General features: G+C 38.0%; 20 protein-coding genes. 15 read left to right on the top strand and 5 right to left on the bottom strand.

Going from position 1 to position 18,692, the window contains the following annotated elements:
* Positions 1–112: 112 nt before the first annotated feature.
* The 3 genes from ISP07_RS16455 to ISP07_RS16445 form a co-directional block, all read right to left on the bottom strand.
* Positions 113–520 (bottom strand): hypothetical protein, encoded by a 408-nt coding sequence (locus tag ISP07_RS16455; protein WP_054553412.1) that lies wholly within the window; start codon positions 518–520, stop codon positions 113–115.
* 12 nt (positions 521–532) lie between these two features.
* Positions 533–1,678 (bottom strand): porin, encoded by a 1,146-nt coding sequence (locus ISP07_RS16450; RefSeq protein WP_209328263.1) that lies wholly within the window; start codon positions 1,676–1,678, stop codon positions 533–535.
* A 355-nt stretch (positions 1,679–2,033) separates the two neighbouring features.
* Positions 2,034–2,804 carry an EAL domain-containing protein gene (locus ISP07_RS16445; RefSeq protein ID WP_209328262.1) on the bottom strand — a complete coding sequence of 257 codons (771 nt, stop codon included), beginning with the start codon at positions 2,802–2,804 and terminating at the stop codon, positions 2,034–2,036.
* A gap of 686 nt (positions 2,805–3,490) precedes the next feature.
* Here ISP07_RS16445 and ISP07_RS16440 point away from each other — a divergent pair.
* The 4 genes from ISP07_RS16440 to ISP07_RS16425 all read left to right on the top strand — a co-directional run bounded on the left by ISP07_RS16440 (position 3,491) and on the right by ISP07_RS16425 (position 5,737).
* Entirely contained in the window at positions 3,491–4,510 is a 1,020-nt protein-coding gene (locus tag ISP07_RS16440) for a hypothetical protein (protein ID WP_054553416.1), read from the top strand.
* A gap of 59 nt (positions 4,511–4,569) precedes the next feature.
* On the top strand, positions 4,570–4,860 hold the full coding sequence (locus ISP07_RS16435; protein WP_138618980.1) for a hypothetical protein: 291 nt from the start codon (positions 4,570–4,572) through the stop codon (positions 4,858–4,860).
* Between the two features lie 165 nt (positions 4,861–5,025).
* Positions 5,026–5,373: a hypothetical protein gene (locus tag ISP07_RS16430; protein ID WP_209328261.1), complete on the top strand. Its 348-nt coding sequence runs from the start codon at positions 5,026–5,028 to the stop codon at positions 5,371–5,373.
* 19 nt (positions 5,374–5,392) lie between these two features.
* Positions 5,393–5,737 carry a hypothetical protein gene (locus ISP07_RS16425; RefSeq protein ID WP_138618978.1) on the top strand — a complete coding sequence of 115 codons (345 nt, stop codon included), beginning with the start codon at positions 5,393–5,395 and terminating at the stop codon, positions 5,735–5,737.
* Positions 5,738–6,235: 498 nt separating this feature from the next.
* Here ISP07_RS16425 and ISP07_RS16420 read toward each other — a convergent pair whose 3' ends face one another.
* On the bottom strand, positions 6,236–6,736 hold the full coding sequence (locus ISP07_RS16420) for a lactoylglutathione lyase family protein (protein WP_054553420.1): 501 nt from the start codon (positions 6,734–6,736) through the stop codon (positions 6,236–6,238).
* A 95-nt stretch (positions 6,737–6,831) separates the two neighbouring features.
* On the opposite strand from ISP07_RS16420, the gene ISP07_RS16415 reads away from it, so the two are divergent.
* The 8 genes from ISP07_RS16415 (at position 6,832) to ISP07_RS16380 (ending at position 15,809) form a co-directional block, all read left to right on the top strand.
* Entirely contained in the window at positions 6,832–7,698 is an 867-nt protein-coding gene (locus ISP07_RS16415; RefSeq protein ID WP_209328260.1) for a LysR family transcriptional regulator, read from the top strand.
* A gap of 197 nt (positions 7,699–7,895) precedes the next feature.
* Positions 7,896–8,489, top strand: coding sequence for a class I SAM-dependent methyltransferase (locus ISP07_RS16410; RefSeq protein ID WP_175083118.1), 594 nt, complete (start codon positions 7,896–7,898; stop codon positions 8,487–8,489).
* A 243-nt stretch (positions 8,490–8,732) separates the two neighbouring features.
* Positions 8,733–9,833: an HNH endonuclease gene (locus ISP07_RS16405; RefSeq protein WP_209328259.1), complete on the top strand. Its 1,101-nt coding sequence runs from the start codon at positions 8,733–8,735 to the stop codon at positions 9,831–9,833.
* A gap of 367 nt (positions 9,834–10,200) precedes the next feature.
* Entirely contained in the window at positions 10,201–12,045 is a 1,845-nt protein-coding gene (locus ISP07_RS16400) for a hypothetical protein (RefSeq protein WP_209328258.1), read from the top strand.
* A 38-nt stretch (positions 12,046–12,083) separates the two neighbouring features.
* Positions 12,084–13,196, top strand: a complete 1,113-nt coding sequence (locus ISP07_RS16395; protein ID WP_209328257.1) for a hypothetical protein — start codon at positions 12,084–12,086, stop codon at positions 13,194–13,196.
* Between the two features lie 16 nt (positions 13,197–13,212).
* The gene (locus ISP07_RS16390; protein ID WP_209328256.1) at positions 13,213–13,722 is read left to right on the top strand and encodes a hypothetical protein; all 510 of its coding nucleotides are present in this window, start codon (positions 13,213–13,215) and stop codon (positions 13,720–13,722) included.
* Between the two features lie 368 nt (positions 13,723–14,090).
* Entirely contained in the window at positions 14,091–14,882 is a 792-nt protein-coding gene (locus ISP07_RS16385) for a hypothetical protein (protein WP_209328255.1), read from the top strand.
* Between the two features lie 201 nt (positions 14,883–15,083).
* Positions 15,084–15,809, top strand: coding sequence for a hypothetical protein (locus ISP07_RS16380; protein ID WP_209328254.1), 726 nt, complete (start codon positions 15,084–15,086; stop codon positions 15,807–15,809).
* A gap of 41 nt (positions 15,810–15,850) precedes the next feature.
* Here ISP07_RS16380 and ISP07_RS16375 read toward each other — a convergent pair whose 3' ends face one another.
* A complete protein-coding gene (locus ISP07_RS16375) occupies positions 15,851–16,705 on the bottom strand; it encodes a LysR family transcriptional regulator (protein WP_209328253.1) in 855 nt (284 codons plus the stop codon).
* Between the two features lie 81 nt (positions 16,706–16,786).
* Between ISP07_RS16375 and ISP07_RS16370 the strand changes: the two genes are divergently transcribed.
* The 3 genes from ISP07_RS16370 to ISP07_RS16360 all read left to right on the top strand — a co-directional run bounded on the left by ISP07_RS16370 (position 16,787) and on the right by ISP07_RS16360 (position 18,591).
* Positions 16,787–17,008 (top strand): DUF2798 domain-containing protein, encoded by a 222-nt coding sequence (locus ISP07_RS16370; RefSeq protein ID WP_209328252.1) that lies wholly within the window; start codon positions 16,787–16,789, stop codon positions 17,006–17,008.
* Complete coding sequence (locus ISP07_RS16365; protein WP_054553427.1) at positions 17,005–17,286, top strand: putative quinol monooxygenase; 282 nt, start codon at positions 17,005–17,007, stop codon at positions 17,284–17,286. Before ISP07_RS16370 ends, ISP07_RS16365 begins: the two co-directional genes overlap by 4 nt.
* A gap of 609 nt (positions 17,287–17,895) precedes the next feature.
* Positions 17,896–18,591 (top strand): hypothetical protein, encoded by a 696-nt coding sequence (locus tag ISP07_RS16360; RefSeq protein WP_138618960.1) that lies wholly within the window; start codon positions 17,896–17,898, stop codon positions 18,589–18,591.
* Positions 18,592–18,692: the final 101 nt, after the last annotated feature.

The raw sequence follows: 18,692 nt of genomic DNA, 5'->3' as shown, positions 1-18,692 counted from the left end.
AAAAATCCGATGACCTGTGATCATCGGATTTTGATCCTATTATGCCAAATGTCAATTGCTTAACTGATCGGCATTGAGGCATCGCCTGGTTTTTTATTAACCGTAGTAGAACTTAAAAAGTACCAACCACTTTAACTTTATCAGTTACTTTTGCTGCATCGATATAACCAATACCATCAGCATTACCTGCAACAAAGTCAATCACAGCTTGATCATTAGCTAGTTTCTCAGGTGGAGTACCTTTACCTGTAAATACCAGTTTTGACCAATAAGCATTTAGCTGGCTGCTCGATTTTCCAACCACCTTATCGTTAAACTCATCGCTTACGCTGGTGCCATCTTGGTTTACTGGGTTTACTTTTGTGCCATCATCAAACGACTTTGCCTTACCAAGGTAAATCTTTTTGATCATACCTTCGTCAATAGCACTGCTATTTGCTGGGTTCACAATAACTGCAACATCAGCAAGTACAGCGTGTGAGCATAGCGTTAGTGCTGTCGCGATTAACAATTTTTTCATTATGAACTCCAATTAAAAAACTAAATCAACAGCAACAGCTACAACGTCGGTTTCTGTATCTGAAATGTCATCTTTAAAACGGCTGAAATCTACTTTTAAAGCAGCAGATGGGTGGAAGTCATAACGCGTACCAATGGTATACACGTTGCTTTTTACTTTCACGCCCTCAAGCACTTGATTAATACCCGCATTTAAAGCTGGTACTGCAGGTAGCGCGTTGTAGCGGTTGCTATCGTGTTTGTCGTCATTATTTTCGTAAGTTAAGTGCACAATCCACTCATCCATACGGTAACCAATAGACGTGTAGTATTGAGTTTGTTTAGCAAGAGCACTGTTTTCTACTTCAAACTCAGTGTATTCAGCATCAAATAGAATGTCGTTGTAATCAATTGAAAAGCCCACAGCGAAGAAAGAGCCATCATCTTCGTTTACAGCAATATCATCTGCTTGATCAACAAAACCGGCTGCTCTAAGAGTCTGCTCAAGGCCATTAAGTGCAACACCTGCGTCAGTGTCATTTTCAATATCAATTGTTGTATCTGCAACAAAGTACGCAGCACGAGCGCTAAACCAGTCATAGCTCATTGTCCAATTGATACCAGCAATATCATTAAGCTCTGTATCGCCATTAACCGATACCACAGCAATGTTGCCATCGAAGCTACCATAAATAACTTGAACGGTTGAATCCCAATCACCTAATTGCGTGTTATGTAACAGGCTAAGACCTTCATACGTTGAAAACGGAAGGTTATAAACAGATTGTGGCGGACGAACCCAACGGTAAGTGTAACCAACGTCTAAGAAGTCTGAATAACGGTAAAAAGGCACGCGCATTTTACCAGCACTCACTTGAAGCTCATCGCTGAACTCATAAGTTAGATAAGCCCATTCAAACTCAGCATCAAAATCATCACTACCACGCGCCACAATTTGTGCCGTAGCGCTTAGTTTTTCTTGTAAGTCTGCAGAAAGCTGTAATGCGAACATACTTTCGTTTTTAAACGAAATATCGTCATCGTAGCCGTAAAGAGTTGCGTCGTCGTCAAGGGCTTTACCGCCAACAATAGAAGCAAAGCCGTTTATGCGAACCTCTGCCATTGCGTTTGCAGACACAAATGCAGCACATAGAGCCAATGCAATAGGAAGTTTTTTCATTATGTATCCCTAGTATTTAGTGTGAAAATGTTGATTTCGCTTAATATTATAGTAGTGCGTAGCGAAATGGGCGACACAAGTTACATATAAATTGTAATTACATCAATGAATAAGTCGTTATTTTTCAAAAAAACGGTACTAAAAGTGGATAAAGTTGCTAGATAAAAGCGATAAGGGGAAAGAGGAAGTTAAAAGATGCGAGTCTGTAGCAGCGATTTCACATCGCGTCCTAGAGCCTAGAACTCGCTGATGACGCGGGATAAACTCGCTGCTACATGTAGGCGCGAAACTTGTTTCGCGCGTTTGAAGGCTGACAGCTCTTGCCTTGTCTAAACTCGATTCTCGTTATAACCACTTAACCCAACTTACTAAAGTCAACGTCTGGCAAGCTCTCAAACCCAGGGTGGGCGAAAAAATAGCCTTGCATTAAGCTAACACCAGCTTGGCGCAACCACTGGTATTCTTCAACTGTTTCAACGCCTTCTGCAAGGGCTGTAATATTCAGCTCTTCAAACATGGCTATACAATGGTTAACAATAATTTGTCTTGCTTTGTGAAGGTGTATATCTCTAATTAAATTCATATCGAGTTTAATTATATTGCTCTGAAAATCAGCCAACAAATTTAACCCAGAATGACCTGAACCAAAGTCATCGGTCGCAGTAATAAACCCCAAAGATTGGTAATAATCAACTACACGTTTGATATGTGTAGTATCTTCAACTTTTTCAACCTCGGTAAACTCGAACATAATCTGTTCTACCGGAAAATCATATTGCTTAGCAGCTTCAAGTGTCGTTTTTATACAACGCTCAGGTTTATAAATTGCATTAGGTAAAATATTAATGCTCACGATTGAATCAATTTTCAGTTGGGCAGCAAGTGAAATAGCTTTAATACGGCAAAGTTGATCGAATGTGTAGCGATTCTCGTCGGTTACTTGCGAAATGACCGAATAAGCCGACTCATTATTAAGGCCTCTAACTAATGCTTCGTAGCCAAAAATATGTTTATCGGTGCAATCAACGATTGGCTGAAAAGCCATTGTAAAATCAAAACCAAGTGCTAAATGGTCTTCGCAATGTTTACAACCTGTTGGCTGACATTGAGTTTGCTCTTTGTGCATTTAGCACCTCTGAATGAAGTCTTAATAACTCAATAGTGCTAGTAAATTATCAATTGTGCAATGTTGTTGAGTCAAAAGTATAAAACTATAGAGAAAATATGTTGCTGCCGTTTTACATAGCGTCAAACAGGCATTTATTTACTGTAGGTTCTTTCTTCACAGAGAGAAGTGAACGAGAAAATAATGAGATATAAAAACTTACTTCTCTGAAGCGCAGCGTCTCTTATCCTCTTTGTAAGTATCTGTTTTTCTCTGTGAAGCGCGAAGCGCCTCTATGTGCTCTGTGGTTCAAATATTCTTATGCACAATGAGAAGTTAATGAGAAAACAATGAGGGTTTATCGTATTTACTTTACGTATGTTTTCATAGACATATTAGATCTTCTCTAACCATAGAGGACATAGAGAACACAGAGGAAGACAAGGAGGTATTAAAGTGTACTTCTTTAAAGTGAAGTGTCTTGTGAGTATTTGTCTTTCTCTGCGTAGCGCTTAACACGTAGCGCCTCGGTGCCCTCAGTGATTCAAAACGTCACGCACAAAGATAAGTGAACGAGAAAACCATTAACTATTAGCAAAAATCATTTGCCACATAACATGTACCCATTTTATTTATTCTTCATTGACTCATTACAGTGATGAAGATAACCTCTAAATAAGGATGATTAGTTAGTATGGATACTACTTATGGCTTTAGAAATTAGAATTTGTATTGATTCAGTAACCGCTGAATTTGTGAAATGTAAAGAAGATAAAGAAGACAGCTTTACCAAAGACAATAACCATATAAAAAATCAAGTTATCACTTCAGGCACGCCATATATATGGCGAAGAGAATACTCTGACTCTTACACTCCGCCTACAAATGAACAGCAAAGTATAGTTCGTCAATTTGATTTATTGCCTGCGCAATCCCGCCGAAACATTGCATATATGCTTCGCGATTTTGGCAGTGAAACGCTTATGGCAATCTCTGATTTTCAAAACCAAGTTATGCCATTTTTGTCTGAAAATACACATGGAATAGTTGGGTCTGGAGCAACATCAATTCAGGCTCGTAGTTCAAAGTTCGCCACCTATGCCAACAAATATGAAGCCGCTTTAAGAGATATTCGCATGGCTCATAAATCAGGAATGCCCAAGTATCATATGGTTGCATTAGAACAAAAAGCATTCAGTATATTCAAAGAGCTGAACGGTCAGTTTCGTGCAGAATTGCAACGTTTTATGAGTGTAAACCGTGCAAGCCGTCGTGGCACGGTTTGGTCTAATCCGAATCGGGGAATCAATATAGCTAAATCAGCAAGGCATTCTGCCAAGCTCGATATAAATAGCACCGCTGAATTCAATAAAATTAAGCGGATTGAAAATACCGGACGCTGGCTTGGCAATGGCATGATTTTACTTGATGGTGCATTTAGAGCGAACAAAGTTTACAACGACTATAAAAACAATAAGGACTGGCAGCGAAGTTTATCTACAGAGTTAGCTAGTTTTGGGGCTTCAACATTTGCAGGTATCATAACAGCATCATCAGTCACCACGGCCCTATCTTCATTTCTAATGTTAACCCCATATGGATGGGTGGTTGCTTTAGGGGTTGGGTTAGGTGCTGGTTTTTTAATGAGCCTAGCGGTTAATACAAAAAGCAAAAAGCTAACAGAAAACATATATGATAGGCAGCCTTTGATGAAAGATTTGTTTTAATGTTGATACTCAACTCAATTCTATACTGCACCATTTTCTTCTTTTTCCTAATGATGATAATGACTGTTATATTCCCGAGAATATCAGTAAGGCATATTAATAATAGGATGCTAGAAAATGGGGCTTCCCCACCTAGTTGGGATAAAGGGCTTGGAGCAAGCGCTCCATTTTATGCACTTGCTATTTTTTTAAAAAGAGCTCGTAAGCCTACACCACTATTTGATGGTAGGTTTGTCGCCAAACATGCAAGGCCAATTGATAAGTTTCTCGCTTTTTTACATCTTCTTTCTACATTTGGCTTTATTCTTAGTATTTCAATTATGGTCTTATTAGAATATGTTTTGTTATAACTAACACCACAAGTTAGCAGCAAGCACACTTCTCATGCTAACGCCTGATGTTTGGGTTGTAGCTATAGGAACTGGCTTATATACAGAATTTAAATCATCGTTTTTTGTGAACGAAAAAGTGAAGTCGCTAACTGAAAAAATTTATGACAGAGAGCCGTTATTATAATGCCTAGTATAGATAAGTTTGCTCTGGCAAGTATGTTCATCTTTATGGCTTTAGCGTTTATTTTTGTGGTCTTATTTGCACGCATTTCTATCAAACACATAAATAAAAAAATGCTAAAAGATAATATTACCCCTCCGCTTTGGGACAAAGGTGTTGGCGCTAGCGCCCCTTTTTACGCTATGGCAATATTTTTTAAACGCTCGCGATTACCCACACCTCTTTTTGATGGCCGTTTTATAGCAAAACATGCAAGGCCGGTAGATAAAGTTTTAGCATTCTTGCACCTTTTCACAGTGGCAGGGCTCACAATCAGTGCGTTTACAGCCATGTATTTAGATACAGTCTAAATAAAAGAGAACTTGCGAAATGGGTTTTAAAATCTTTATTTTCTACTCCCTACTCGTATTTACAGTAGTTACTTTTGCTTCAGGCGTGCTGTTTTATAGAGTATCAGTTAAGTATATAGATAAGCATATGGAAAAAGATGGAGTATCTCCGCCTGGTTGGGATAAAGGCATCGGCGCAAGCGTTTCGTTTTATATATTTGCTATGTTTTTTGAACGTTCTCGTATACCGACGCCTATGTTTGACGGCCGTTTTGTCGCAAAGTACACAAGAACATTAGATAAAATTATTGGTGCAATCCATTTGGTTTCTATTATCGGAGCTGTACTCAGCCTATGTATAATAACTTTTTTAAAGCATAGCTAGATCTACGCGTTTATTTACTAAAATATAAGTAACCGGGTGAAGTATATTAAAAAATGTTTATACTCAACTCAATTCTATACTGCACCATTTTCTTCTTTTTCCTAATTATGATAATGACTATATTCTCGAGAATATCAGTAAGGCATATTAATAATAAAATGCCAGAAAATGGGGCTACCCACCTAGTTGGGATAAAGGGCTTGGAACAAGCACTCCTTTTTATGCACTTGCTATTTTTTTAAAATAGCTCGTCAGCCTACACTACTGTTTGATGGTAGGTTTGTCTCCAAATATGTAAGGGCAATTGATAAATATCTCGTTTTTTGCATCATCTCTCTACATTTGGCTTTATCGCAATGTTAAGTGGAATAAAAAGACTCAAGTACATCGAAGTTTAACTTTTCATCATTTTGGTAAATCCAAATGATAAGTAACGATCTACTTTCGTAAATCGTTACTTACTATAATGGCTAGCTAATTACTAATTGATGGGTTTAATTAATAAGCGCCTTCACTGTAAGTTAATTCGTAGCTGTGGCTATAAATTTCTAAAATATTGCCAAACGGGTCTTCCATATAAATCATGCGGTATGGTTTTTCACCTGGGTAATAATAACGTGGTTTTTCCATACGTTTCTTACCACCTGCAGCAACAATGCGTTCTGCAAGCTCTTCAACATTAGGATCTTGAACACAAAAGTGGAAAATACCTGTTTTCCAATACTCAAAGTTATCTTCTGGATTTTGTTGGTTTTTAAACTCAAAAATCTCAACCCCAATTCGATCACCCGTTGATAAGTGAGCTATTCGGAACTTATCCCAGTTAGCACCAAAAACATCAGTACACATCTGGCCAATAGGGCTATCATCTTCGGTAATTTCCGTTGGCTCCATAATAAGATACCAGCCTAATACTTCGGTATAAAACTTAACGGCTGCATCAAGATCCGGAACAGAAATACCAATATGCGAAAAAGTACGTGGGTATGTATTACTCATAATTAACTCTCCTAAATAAGAATGAGTTTATAGTTTACGAGCGCCTAGGTATTAAGTTAAATTATCATTTAACATTCAAATAAGTATATTTTGTTATGATAAATCCGGTTTGGTTAAAAACATTTTGTGAACTAGTCGAAGTTAATCACTTTACAAAAACAGCTGAGCGACTGTTTATGACCCAATCAGGCGTAAGCCAGCATATTAAAAAGCTAGAACAGCAAGTTGGAGCTTTATTGCTAGAGCGACACGGCAAACAATTTACACTTACTCCGCAGGGCCAAAGCTTATACAACAGAGGTAACCAGTTACTAAAAGAATGGCAATTTTTGGAGCAACAAATAAAAAATGATTCACCTTTTGAAGGCCGCGTAAAAATACAATCGCCGGGAAGTTGTGGGCTTAAGTTTTATAACGAATTGTTAAGCTTGCAATCAAAGCACCCAAAACTTTTTATAGAATATGCGTTTGCGCCTAATTCGGGGGTCGAAAAGGCCATAGCGAGTCATCAAATAGACATTGGTTTTATGAGCCAAGCACCTACAATGCTTGAGGTTACAGGGCAAAAAATAGCTAATGAACCCTTGTTATTGATAACGCCAGCCCAGTTCAAAACTATAGATTGGCAGCAACTTTGCCAATTAGGTTTTATTAATCACCCAGATGGAAAACATCATGCACAACAGTTATTAAGTGCGAACTTTGCAGAGTTTGAATCAATAGCTCAGTTTGAGTGCAGTGGTTTTTCGAATCAAATCAACTTAATTCTAGAGCCAGTAAGTTTAGGGCTTGGCTTCACTGTACTCCCTGCTCATGCTGTTAGTGCGTTTCATAATCAAGAAAAAATACACGTGCACACACTAACGCACCCCGTTTGTGAAGATATATATGCATGCCATCATCGCAATAGGCCATTAGCCAAGCGAATGAAAATAGTTATAAATGAAATAAAAAGTCTTTAATCAAGCGTACTAAAATTGATCACCTTTTTTCTTCTCGCACCTCGTAACTATGGTCTCCTATTTCTCTCCAACTAACTTCTAATGCCTACCCTAAAACCCTTGATTTTTAGCATTTAAAATCACATTTCATCCTTTGCGTTACCTAGCTTTAATGGTATTTTAGCGCCAAGCAATCTTGCCCCCATAAAGGAAGTAAAATGGCATCCAAAACCGTCGAATACTACAACCAAAATGCGCAAGCATTTGTCGATGCCACACTCGATGTAGACCTCAATGAACTTTACGACGAATTCTTACCGCTGATCCCAAAAAAAGGCGCTTTACTCGATGCCGGTTGTGGCTCTGGCCGCGACGCTTTCATCTTTAAAGAGCGTGGTTATAGCGTAGATGCATTCGATATCAGCCCAGCTATGGCAAAGCTGGCGTCAGAATACTTAAACCAAGACGTAGCTGTAAGCAGCTTCCTAGAGCTAAACGACGTTGCTAAATACGACGGCATTTGGTGCTGCGCAAGCCTTATTCACGTAGCAAAAAATGACTTAACCGACGCATTCAATAACCTTGCCCGTGCATTAAAGCCACAAGGCATCGTGTATGTATCGTTTAAATACGGTGAAGGCGAACGTGAACACAACGGTCGCGAATTTACCGACTTAAACGAACAAGCCCTTGAAAGCATTATTAAAGGCACAGACCTATTTATCCTCAAGTCATGGCAAAGCGCCGACCAACGTCCAGAGCGCGCCACAGAAACATGGCTAAACGCCATTCTGCATAGAAGAACGATTTAATAATTTATATGCGGTATAGCAGGCTATACCGCAACTCTCCCAATATTGTATGGGTTTTAGAGTATAGCTCTACCTAAAATCCTATATTTTCAATAGCTTTTCATGCTAGATTGTTCCTAAACTAAATCGCCGATATTCAAGCTACAACAATGCGTTATGAGCATAAGAGGCAAATGTGTCGGCGTAAACAGGGAACAGTTCATGAACTTTAGAGCACTTTTTAAAAGTACACATAAGGCTTGATTGATGATGGCCATGCAGCAGCAACTCGATTTTATTGCTTACATCCAGCGTATGCTGGTGGAAGGTGATTTTAGTGCTACCTATAAGTTTGCACTATTGCATGCGTTGGCTGATGTTTGTGTTGAGCAACCAATGATGTATGAAGCTAGCGAGTTAAACATTGATCTTGCTAAGCTTGCTGAAAAGTTAATAGAGCTTTATTGGCACCATGCTGTACCATTTTCTTCTGCTCGTAATGGTGAAAGTGCTTTACTAAAACAAAACTCGGGTGCGCAATCAAAAGTAATTGCGGTGCTATACGAGTGCCAGCAAAACAATATTCGTAGCTTGCGCCAGCTCAAATTAAGCCCTTACTGGCACACCACTTACAAAGCTGCATTAGACACGTTAAAAACAGGCCCGTTGTGGCGCTTACAAATTCTCGCTAAGCAAGAAGAGTGCTTTTTATATCCGCACACAAAAGGCAAAAGCTATATCACTCTAAACGCAGGCATAGCCGCTTGTTTTAGACGCTTTTACGATTTAGTTGTCTATTTAGCTAAGAATGCATGGCTACAAAAGATTCAAAGCATTAAGCATAACCAAGCGCTTATTGGCCCTCAAAGCCAACTGCATGACTTTTTATTTGGTTTCGACCGCACAGCACTTAATAAAGCAAAACCAGTTTTAGTCGAAATACAAAAAGGCCAGTGCTTTTATTGTCAAAAGCCACTCACAAGTGCTATTGAAGTTGATCACTTTATTCCTTTTGCTCGCTACGCTAACGATTTAGGCCATAACTTTGTTGCCGCCCATCGAAGTTGTAATAACAGTAAGCGTGACTTTTTAGCAGCCCAGCTGCACCGCGAACGTTGGCAAGACCAAAATCTAGATCGCCACAGCCAGCTACTCACTGATGAACTAACTCGCTATTTTCATTGTGATGTAGATAAATCCCTTGCAGTAAGCAATTGGGCATACCAAGTTGCAAGCAGCAATGGCGCAAAACTTTGGCTTGCAAAAGATAAATTTGAGTTGGCGGGAAGTAATGTTTCTCACCAATTGCCAAGTAATGAACTTGGCTTAGTAGCGGACAGTAAGCCAGCATTTGATTTTAAATAAAATTTGAAGCAAGAAAGCTTTTTCAAGTTTGCCAGATTGCTGGCGGCAACCAAGGGGCGAATACCGCCGTCCGCCCCTTGGAACCCCACGGCGCCCCGAGGAACACACTGAATCCTCAAGTTAAAAATTGATGTGAACGTAAACGCCGTTTAATCGCCATCCATGGCGAAGTCACGGCTTAACTTGCATCCATGCAAGTGATTACTCATCAACTTTTTCCTTTCGGGTGTGTTCACGGGGAATTGGAGTTAACTGCACGTTTGGTTATGAAACTTAGCTCCAAAGGTGAACTTGGGCTGAACAGTAATTGCTCTAATTTTAAATACCTGATAGTTTTATAACCACATAATAAGAAAGGACTCTATCAATGAAACTTAACCAAGTTTTATCTATCGTAAATCAAGTCGAAAAATCAAAATTCATTTCATGCCTAGATCGTCTATGCTCTGATGCTGCTAAAAACAATAAAAAGCTAGCAAAAACAATAGATAATATTGATGGCCAAATAAAAAACGCATCAGGGAGTGAAATTACTCAGCTCTTTAATACTGTCAGAGATTTTTTTAAAGAATCAGTTAAAGAACAAATCTTAATGAGTTCGGCACAGCTAAACCTTTTAATTAATTTGCTAAGCCGAGATGGTAATTGTGTAGCTAGAATAAGTTGGATTGAAACTCTATATGCGAAAGAGTGGAAAGAGCTATCAAAGTTATCTAAAGACCTCCAAAATTGTATAAAACAAGGTTCACCTGAAAGCACATTTGATAGAAATAAAGCACTTAAAATCTATCATGCATGTATGAGTGAGGCTTATTTTAATGATCAGAAAAATAATCGGGATGCGAAAGTAACAGATGATGAAAGAAGTATTCTTAATGTACTCGCTAATGAGCTTGAACTTACAACAGATGAGTGTGCAGCTATTGAGCATCTAGTTGATGTGATACCTGAAACTGGAGTTTTAGATGCCCTAAATAACTTAAGAGATATGGGGTTAGTTTTTGTTAGTAAGAAAAGACAGGAAGTCTTTGTCCCCGATGAAATAGTTACTCTTTTGAATGAATTACAAGGTAAAGACTTAGCAGATAAATATATATTGAGAATTCTAAGGACATTAACTGATGCCGAGCTCTCAAATGCGCTAAAAGCTCATGGTCGTAAAATTAGAGGAATAAGCCGAGCTGAGAAGATTCAAACAATTATCCATTCTGGTATCAGTGGCTCTAAGCTTTTGAGTGATGATATCCATAACCCTGAAGATACTCAAAATCAGCGCAAAGAAAGATTAAAGCAGCTAATTACTGATCTGGAAATAGATACAGATAAATTAGGTACAACGCTCGATGAAAGAATTGGCTTAATTCTAAATTCACTTTCAGGAGCGACTGAAAAAGAGTTCGATTGTTTAAGTGTGAGTGGTTTTAAGCAATTATTAAAAACCTTGGAAGATCACTTTCCATCTATGCAAGCTGTTCTTAAAGAGGCTTTCGAATTAGAACCAACAGAGATTATTGATACTGAAAAGCTACGTTCATTAAGTATTACTCCGCATGATATTTTATATCTTCTCTCTAATGATGAAGTCAAAGAGGTCAGGGATAGTATGGGGTTATCAAAACGTGGGAATCCACGCTTTGCCATACTAGAAAGTTTTGCTAATGCAACAGACAAGTTAATTGAAAATTATGACTTATTAGCAAGAAGAGATGTAAATGGGCTTAAAGACGCTGGTGTAGAAGTCATCGAAGCTGACTTGGGTATTAAATTTGAAGAAGTCACTAAAGCTATATTAGAAGTTTTAGAATTAAACATTGATGAAGATCTGCGTAAAGACTTGAATACAACCAAAGATAAAGCCGATATTGTGATTTCATTGAGTGATAACGATATCATTATTGGTGAAGCGAAAACCTGCAAAAACGGTGATTTTGCCAAATACTCTACTACCTCTCGTCAAGTTAAAGCATATGTAAATCGTGCAGAGAATCAGGGCAAAAGAGTTGCTCAAGTGCTAATTATTGCACCTAGTTTTTCTGATGATTTTATTGAGTCAGCAGAAATGGATACAGAAGTAAATATTTCACTTCTTGAAGCTCACGGTTTGAAGTTAATTCTTGATGCTTTTAAATCTAAACGAAACCCTAGCTTTGCACCTAAATTACTTACAAAAGGTGGTTTGTTGAAAGCTGAATTGATTGCGAAGAATATTTGAACTTAAAAAAGTTAGAAGAAATTACACAGGGTAATAGAATGGAAAGTGGTTTAATAACGTTTTTTGATGTAACTGAATGTGGCTTTTATAAAAAAAGAAAGTGCTCTGACTCAGGCAAGTTCGAAAGTATACATGTTCAAGGTTCTATAAAAGAAAGTGTTGAACAAATAATAGAATGGGCAGCTAATAGAGAATTTGAGCAAACAGTTCCTTGGTGCACAGAAGAAGCTCCTAGTAGAGCAAAAGTTTTTTTTAAAGATTACAGTATTGATAGTGAAACGGGTGAATGCTTAATTATTTTATGTAAGTCAATTAAAAATGGTTCTAGCCGCCTTCATGGTTTTGATGGCAGCACTAAAATAGGCGATGGCAAAAAAGATGTTTTTCCTATTGATAATAAGCGTAAGGGAAAAGAGCTAATTGTTGCTGATATTATGTATTATTGGTTTCTACCAGAGGAAAATCTTTTAGCTTCGATAAAGTTCCCGCACTCTATTTGTTCGACTGATGATGTTACTTATTTTTTTAAGAAGTGTATTGATAACTTTATACCTAACAAGGGCAGGTGTGTAAAAAATACAACTATCTACAATCATTTTTCAAAAAGAGATATAGCTGTCAAAAGAGTTACTTATGAAGCTCCTGATAAAGCTTCTATGAGTTATAGCTTTAATGCAGAGATGAAAGAAATTGAACTTAAAAATACTCAAAACTTAGGTAAGTTGTGTAAACAGATTACCCATATTGTAATACGAGATACTATTTCTGCAAAAAAGGCTATAGAAACGGAATCATTGTCTGAACTGTGGAGAACATTCAGAAATAAGTCGAATGATTTAACAAGAAATAAACATGTGGAAATAATTGAAGAAGTTTTTTTAACTGCAGATTCTTTAAAACAGCTAATTAATACGTATTCAGATGATCTCCAACCAAATAGTATATGGAATAACATAGGGTTCAAAATAGGAGCTAATAATAGCACAAAGTGGTTTGATAGCTATTTAGCAAGGAAGTATATATTGCTTGATCCAAAAGATAAAAAGGAAGGTAGTTATTATCCAGCTGAATCTATCATGAAGATCTTAAAAAAACAGAAAGCAGATCTTTTGGATTTTTATGTCAATGAAAGTAGTGCTGTGAACTATTAAATATTAAGGTGTGCAGATGAAAGGTAATATATTACTTCATTCCCTTTATATCCTAGTTAGTGCTCTGGGTGGCTACTACTCCATAGGGGTTTTGACCTATAAGGACTTTAACCCAGCTATTAGTGTTCTTCAAAATATATCGGCCGCGGTCTTTACTTTGTCAGGTATATGGATAGCATACTTATACCCACAAGCAATAAGTAGTATAACCTCATCAAGTAAAGTTGGGCTTATTAAAGGTAGTGAAGACGCTAAAAGAGTTGAAAATCTTGTTTATGTAGTTAGTACATCAGCTTTGGTATTATTTTTCATTTTATTAATTAACGTGTTTGAACCTATTTTTAATAAAGTAATTTCTGTTGAATGCAAGCAGAATTTTGATTGTATAATAGTCAGTTGTATTTTTTACCTAACAATTATCCAGTCTTTTTCTATTCTTAAAATCATTGCTAGTAACTTAGATTTTGTTTACAGACTTTCTTATAAAGTTACAGAAAAAAAAGTAGATGATGAACTAAGTAAGTAGTTATATTTTAACTATCATTTATTGTCTTAGTACCACCGCTAGATATTTTCTCCTTGCTTAGTTTCAGGTTAATGCTGAGGTTTTACCCGTGTTCACACCCGAAATTAAATTAATTATGAGTAATTAACAGCATGGATGCTGTAAAAAGCGTAGCTTGGCCATGGATGGCCTATCTACGCTGTTTACGTTCATTTAATTTATTCAAATTGAGGGAACAGTGTGAACCTCGGGGCGCCGAGAGATTCCAAAGAGAAGTCGGCGTTTACTTCTCTTTGGTTGCCGTCGCCAACGCGACATTTTTGACGTGTATTACTTTAGGAACGCATATATGATGAAAATATAGAAAAATAGATCCAAAGGATTGAAGAATGAACTTGTCAGAAGCCGCAATGGAAATGCTAAACGACTTCAAGAAAAATACAGGGCTGTTACTACCAATTACAAAATTTTTGCTAAGTAATTTATTTTTACTTAGCTTGTTAGTTATTGTCCCATTAAAAATAGCATTTTGGATATTTCAATTGGGTTATTTATCAACATTCGGAATAACCTACGAAACAATTCAGAGGGATGCTATCCAAGCACAACAGCTTTGGGTTGATATGTTTATCGTTCTTTCTCCTATGCTGACATGGGTAATGGGTTTAAGCCTTACATTATGTATTAGTGCTTTTTTATATCCTTCAGTGATTAATTACTTTGGCCTTAAAAGGCTTGTAAAAAGTCTAAAAACTAAAAAAGCCCCTTTGAAAAAAGCACCAAAAAAATCTCTTAATAAGAGGTTTTTGGTTGTCTATTTTAAGCGAGTTGAAAAGAAAGGTGGGCTGTTTTTTGGTCTTGCAAAAACATCTTATATTTTTACAGCCATATTTTTAGTTATAGTCGTCTTATTTACTGGTTGCTCGTTGTATGTGTTCGAGCAAGCTACAGATATCGCTCGAAAGAAGATTATAGAGTTTAAACTGAAAGGTACTTGTGATGACGGTAGTGGGCAGTTCGGGTGTTACTCGTTAGCTACAAAAACAAAAGAGTATAAGGGGTTTTTAGTCGCGACCTCTAATGAATCGATTTATTTGTTAAGTTCTTCTATGGAATTAAACATCGTACCAAAAGCCAATATTGTAGTTCTAAGTCGTACTAATGTGCGAATAAACGATTAAGAATTAAGTTATACATATTATTGATCTAAATTTAAAAATATCATTTTGGGCTCTGAAAAATTGCAAAGAGAAGTCGGCGGTTACTTTTCTTTGGTTGCCGTCGCCAACGCGACATAACTTAAATAAATCGTTAAAAGGTCACTTTTTCCTCGCCCTAATTTTGGTACAATGTGGCTTACCAAATTACACAGATGTAATGTTATGAATAAATGGATTTTATTACTCGCTACTTTGCTTGCGAGTTTCAACACGGTTGCTGATGAGCAATATTCAAAAAGTCGCTGCGATAACATTGAGGCTGAGCGCGAGGGCATTCGTAAAAGAATGAATCGTAGCTACACGGCTAAGCAAGGTGAACGGTGGAATCAACGTTTAGATGAGCTTTTTACGCTGCTGGCTAGACACTGCAAACACCCAAAAAGAAGTTCTGGTAATGGCGGTAATTATACGTATCGCTCTAACCCTACCGCACTTTTAAACACCAAAGTACATAATTCTACTGTGTATTCAAATTCATATAATGACGATAAAAAGCGCCAAGCTTGGGGGCAATTTTATCAATTACCAAAACGTTGTAGAGCGAAGAAAATTCAGCAAGCTGATTTTGTATGGTGTAGCGAAAATAAAGCTGAGCAAAAGGCGCTATTTGAATCGGCTTGGAGTGGTAAACAAAAATCAGAATACAAAGATATTGTTATTACAGTAAAGCCAACCATTACAGAAATAAATGCAAATAAAACTACAAGCCAAGTTGCGATAAAAAGTCCGATAATCGAAGCACCTGTAAAACAAGTTTCAACTCCTTCAAATGAGAGTGTTGGTCCGCAAGTGACAAAGTTGAATGACCTTAAAATTTGGCAATTAGCCTTGGTTGGCATTGCGGCCATGTTGTTTGTGTTTGGTCTTTATCGTTGGTTTAAAGATTGAGTTATTTGACGGGCTAAAGCCCGACCTACGATGCCTCGCAACTACAGTTTCAACACCTCTCCTTGTAAACTCGGTGAGTTTGCAATGCTGGTTTGGAGTTGTTCTATCAACAACTGGGCATTTGTTGATGGCGTGCGTGAATGTGGCCAGAGGGCGTAAATTGGCCTCGCAGGAATACTGTGGGGGGAGTCGATATAACTAAAGTTGCTGGTGTCGTCTATACAGCAAATTTCGCTCATCGGCAGTAAGCCAATGCCATAGCCTGCTTCAACCATTTTTCTGGCGATTGTAATATCAAAGCAAAAGCTTATATGTTCATACTCGGTTTTTAATTTATTTAGCAAACCGCTGGGTAGTTGTGACTCTGAATAGGGCAGTATCAGCCTTGATGTTGGGGCATCTTTCTTTTTAATCAGCTTTATAGCAATCATGCCTAGGCGCTTTTGAAAATAGCTTGAGTCTTGTTGTTCGCCGATGCGAATAGCTAAGTCAAAACGTTTTTGGCTTAGTTGGCTGTTGGCATTACTTGGGTAAATGTGGAGGTTTAGCGCAGGGTTTTCCATCGCAAACTGATTAACTGCCCCCATCAGTGGGCCCGCAATGATGTTTTGTGGGCACAACAGGTAAAACTCTTTAGCTGCGGGCGAGTCATTTAGTTGCTCAAGCTGGCTGTTAAGAGCAAGCACTTGCTCGCCCAACTCATTATAAAGAGATTCGCCTTTGGTGGTTAACACAATGCCGCGGGCTGTGCGTTGCAGTAATGGCTCGGCGAGTTTTTCTTCTAATGCCTGAATGCGCCTTGATAGAGTTGATAGATTCAGTCCTAAATCTTTTGCTGTTTGGCTCATGCTTTTACGGCGCGCTATTTCAATAAATAAATGCAGATCATCCAGCATACGACTCCCTCAATCTTAGTTTGCATTTTCGTGACTGTTGCCACTTGGCCTGTGCAAATATAGTAACGCCAAGGAGGACATATGAAAATTCATTTTACTTTTACTGCGGCATTTTCGTTTTTAATGTCGTTTTTACTTTCGGCATGGGTCACTTATGTCAACTTAGGGCTGAGCGATACATTTTTTCTAAGTTGGATGAAGGCGTTTGCTAATGCATGGCCTGCTGCGTTTGTGGTGGCTTTTACGGTTGCCCCGCCAGTTAGGGCATTGGTTTTAAAGTTATATAGTAAGGAGTCAGTATGATTAATATCGTAGCAAAAATTACCCCAAAGGCAGCATTATTTGATGACTGTAAAGGGCGTTTACAGGGCATATTAGCAGCCACTCGTGCAGAGCCTGGTTGTAATCGTTTTGAATTGTTTGCGAGCAAAGAGCAGCGTTGTTTGTTTTTAGTTGAGCAGTTTGAATCGCAAGCCGCCCTTGATGAGCATTATGCTCAGCCTTATACCCAAGCGGTGTTCGCATTTTATGAAAATGCGTTGGCAGAGCCAGTTGAGGTAGAGAAAGTGGAAGAGCTTTAGTTTAATATGCACAAAGAGGATTAAGAGGCGCTGCGCTTTAGAGAAGAACATTAATTGGCTGTATCTCATTGTCTTCTCATTCACTTCTCTTTGTGAATAAAAATATTTGAACTTTAGGGAGCACCGAAGCGCTTCGCGCTGCATAGAGAAACCCATTTAAACCTTTCAAATTTCATACTCTCAAAGTACAAAACAAGTTTCACGCCGACAGGTAAAAAAATAGGCTACTGGGTAAGTACTGCTATTCGTAGCCTAGTTTACAAGGTTGAAATGGTTCAGCATATGCAGAATTTGTTTGGCTTTTTCGCGGGTTAAACACGCGGCCATTGGGCGTTTTGCAAACAGTTTGGCTGAGACTGTTTGTTCTTTGCCTATGTATTGGTTATGCAGCTGTTTAAAGTGTGGTTATTTGAGCAATTTGCATTGGATGATAAACAGTTTTACTTTGGTAAGAATTAATATTCAGATTTGTTATTGCTCTTTCACTTTGTGAGAACATAAATCGAACTAGCAATTTATCAGTCTTTCAGGTGAATTTAGCGCAGATTTGTTGCAGTTTTATTTGAAGCTGTTAGTCTGTACCTCTAAATTTTACAGTGACGTAAATTCATGTTTAAACGGACTTTAATGCTTACAGTGCTATTGCTAGTAGCTGTATCTACACGGGCGAAAGAGCCAATCCTTTCTAATGAGTGCAAAAGTATTCAAACTGAGCGCGCTGAATTGCAATCTGCGTTAAGAAAGTCTCATGTACTTGATAAAATAGAAATTTATAAACAGCAAATTCAGAACTTATCAGCTCGATTTGCTGAAACATGTTTTACCAATGAACAAATAGCTGACCGTAAAGCTGCGCTTTTTAATCCTGATATTAGTTTACTTGAAAACCAACTAGCTAAACCGTTGTCTCAAAAAGCTTATTTAGAAAAACAAGCTGCGTGGCAACGTTTTTACGTGATGCCAACACGCTGCTTTAATCAGCCACTTGAGCTTAAATATCTAGATTGGTGTATTGACAATAAACAGTTTCAATTTCAGAAATTTGATACGCTCTGGCAGCAAAAGAATACACAAATCGCGCGTTCTGAAGCTAAGCTGACAGATTCGTTTCATGAGTTTGTGCTGCCAAGTAAAACAGAACGAGCAAAACTGAGTGCGCAACAGCAATTAAAGCGCTACAGCAACACAACAGATTCCTTCTTACCGACCAATATAATTGTATTATGTGTTTTAGCGGTATCAGTGTTTTTTGGGCTGATTTTTATATTTCATTGGTTGATGCGCCCACGACCTGTGGTGAAGTGAGTATATAGTAGGCGTGAAATTTATTTCGCGCGCCATGCAAGCATAGGCACTGGGCTTTAGGTGCTAGGTCGCGATATGAAATCGTTGCTACACATTCGTCT

This window comes from Pseudoalteromonas sp. PA2MD11, from assembly GCF_017808125.1.
GTDB classification, from domain to species: domain Bacteria; phylum Pseudomonadota; class Gammaproteobacteria; order Enterobacterales; family Alteromonadaceae; genus Pseudoalteromonas; species Pseudoalteromonas simplex.
Note: the sequence above shows the minus strand (reverse complement) of the source record. Positions and strands in the feature narration are given on the sequence as shown.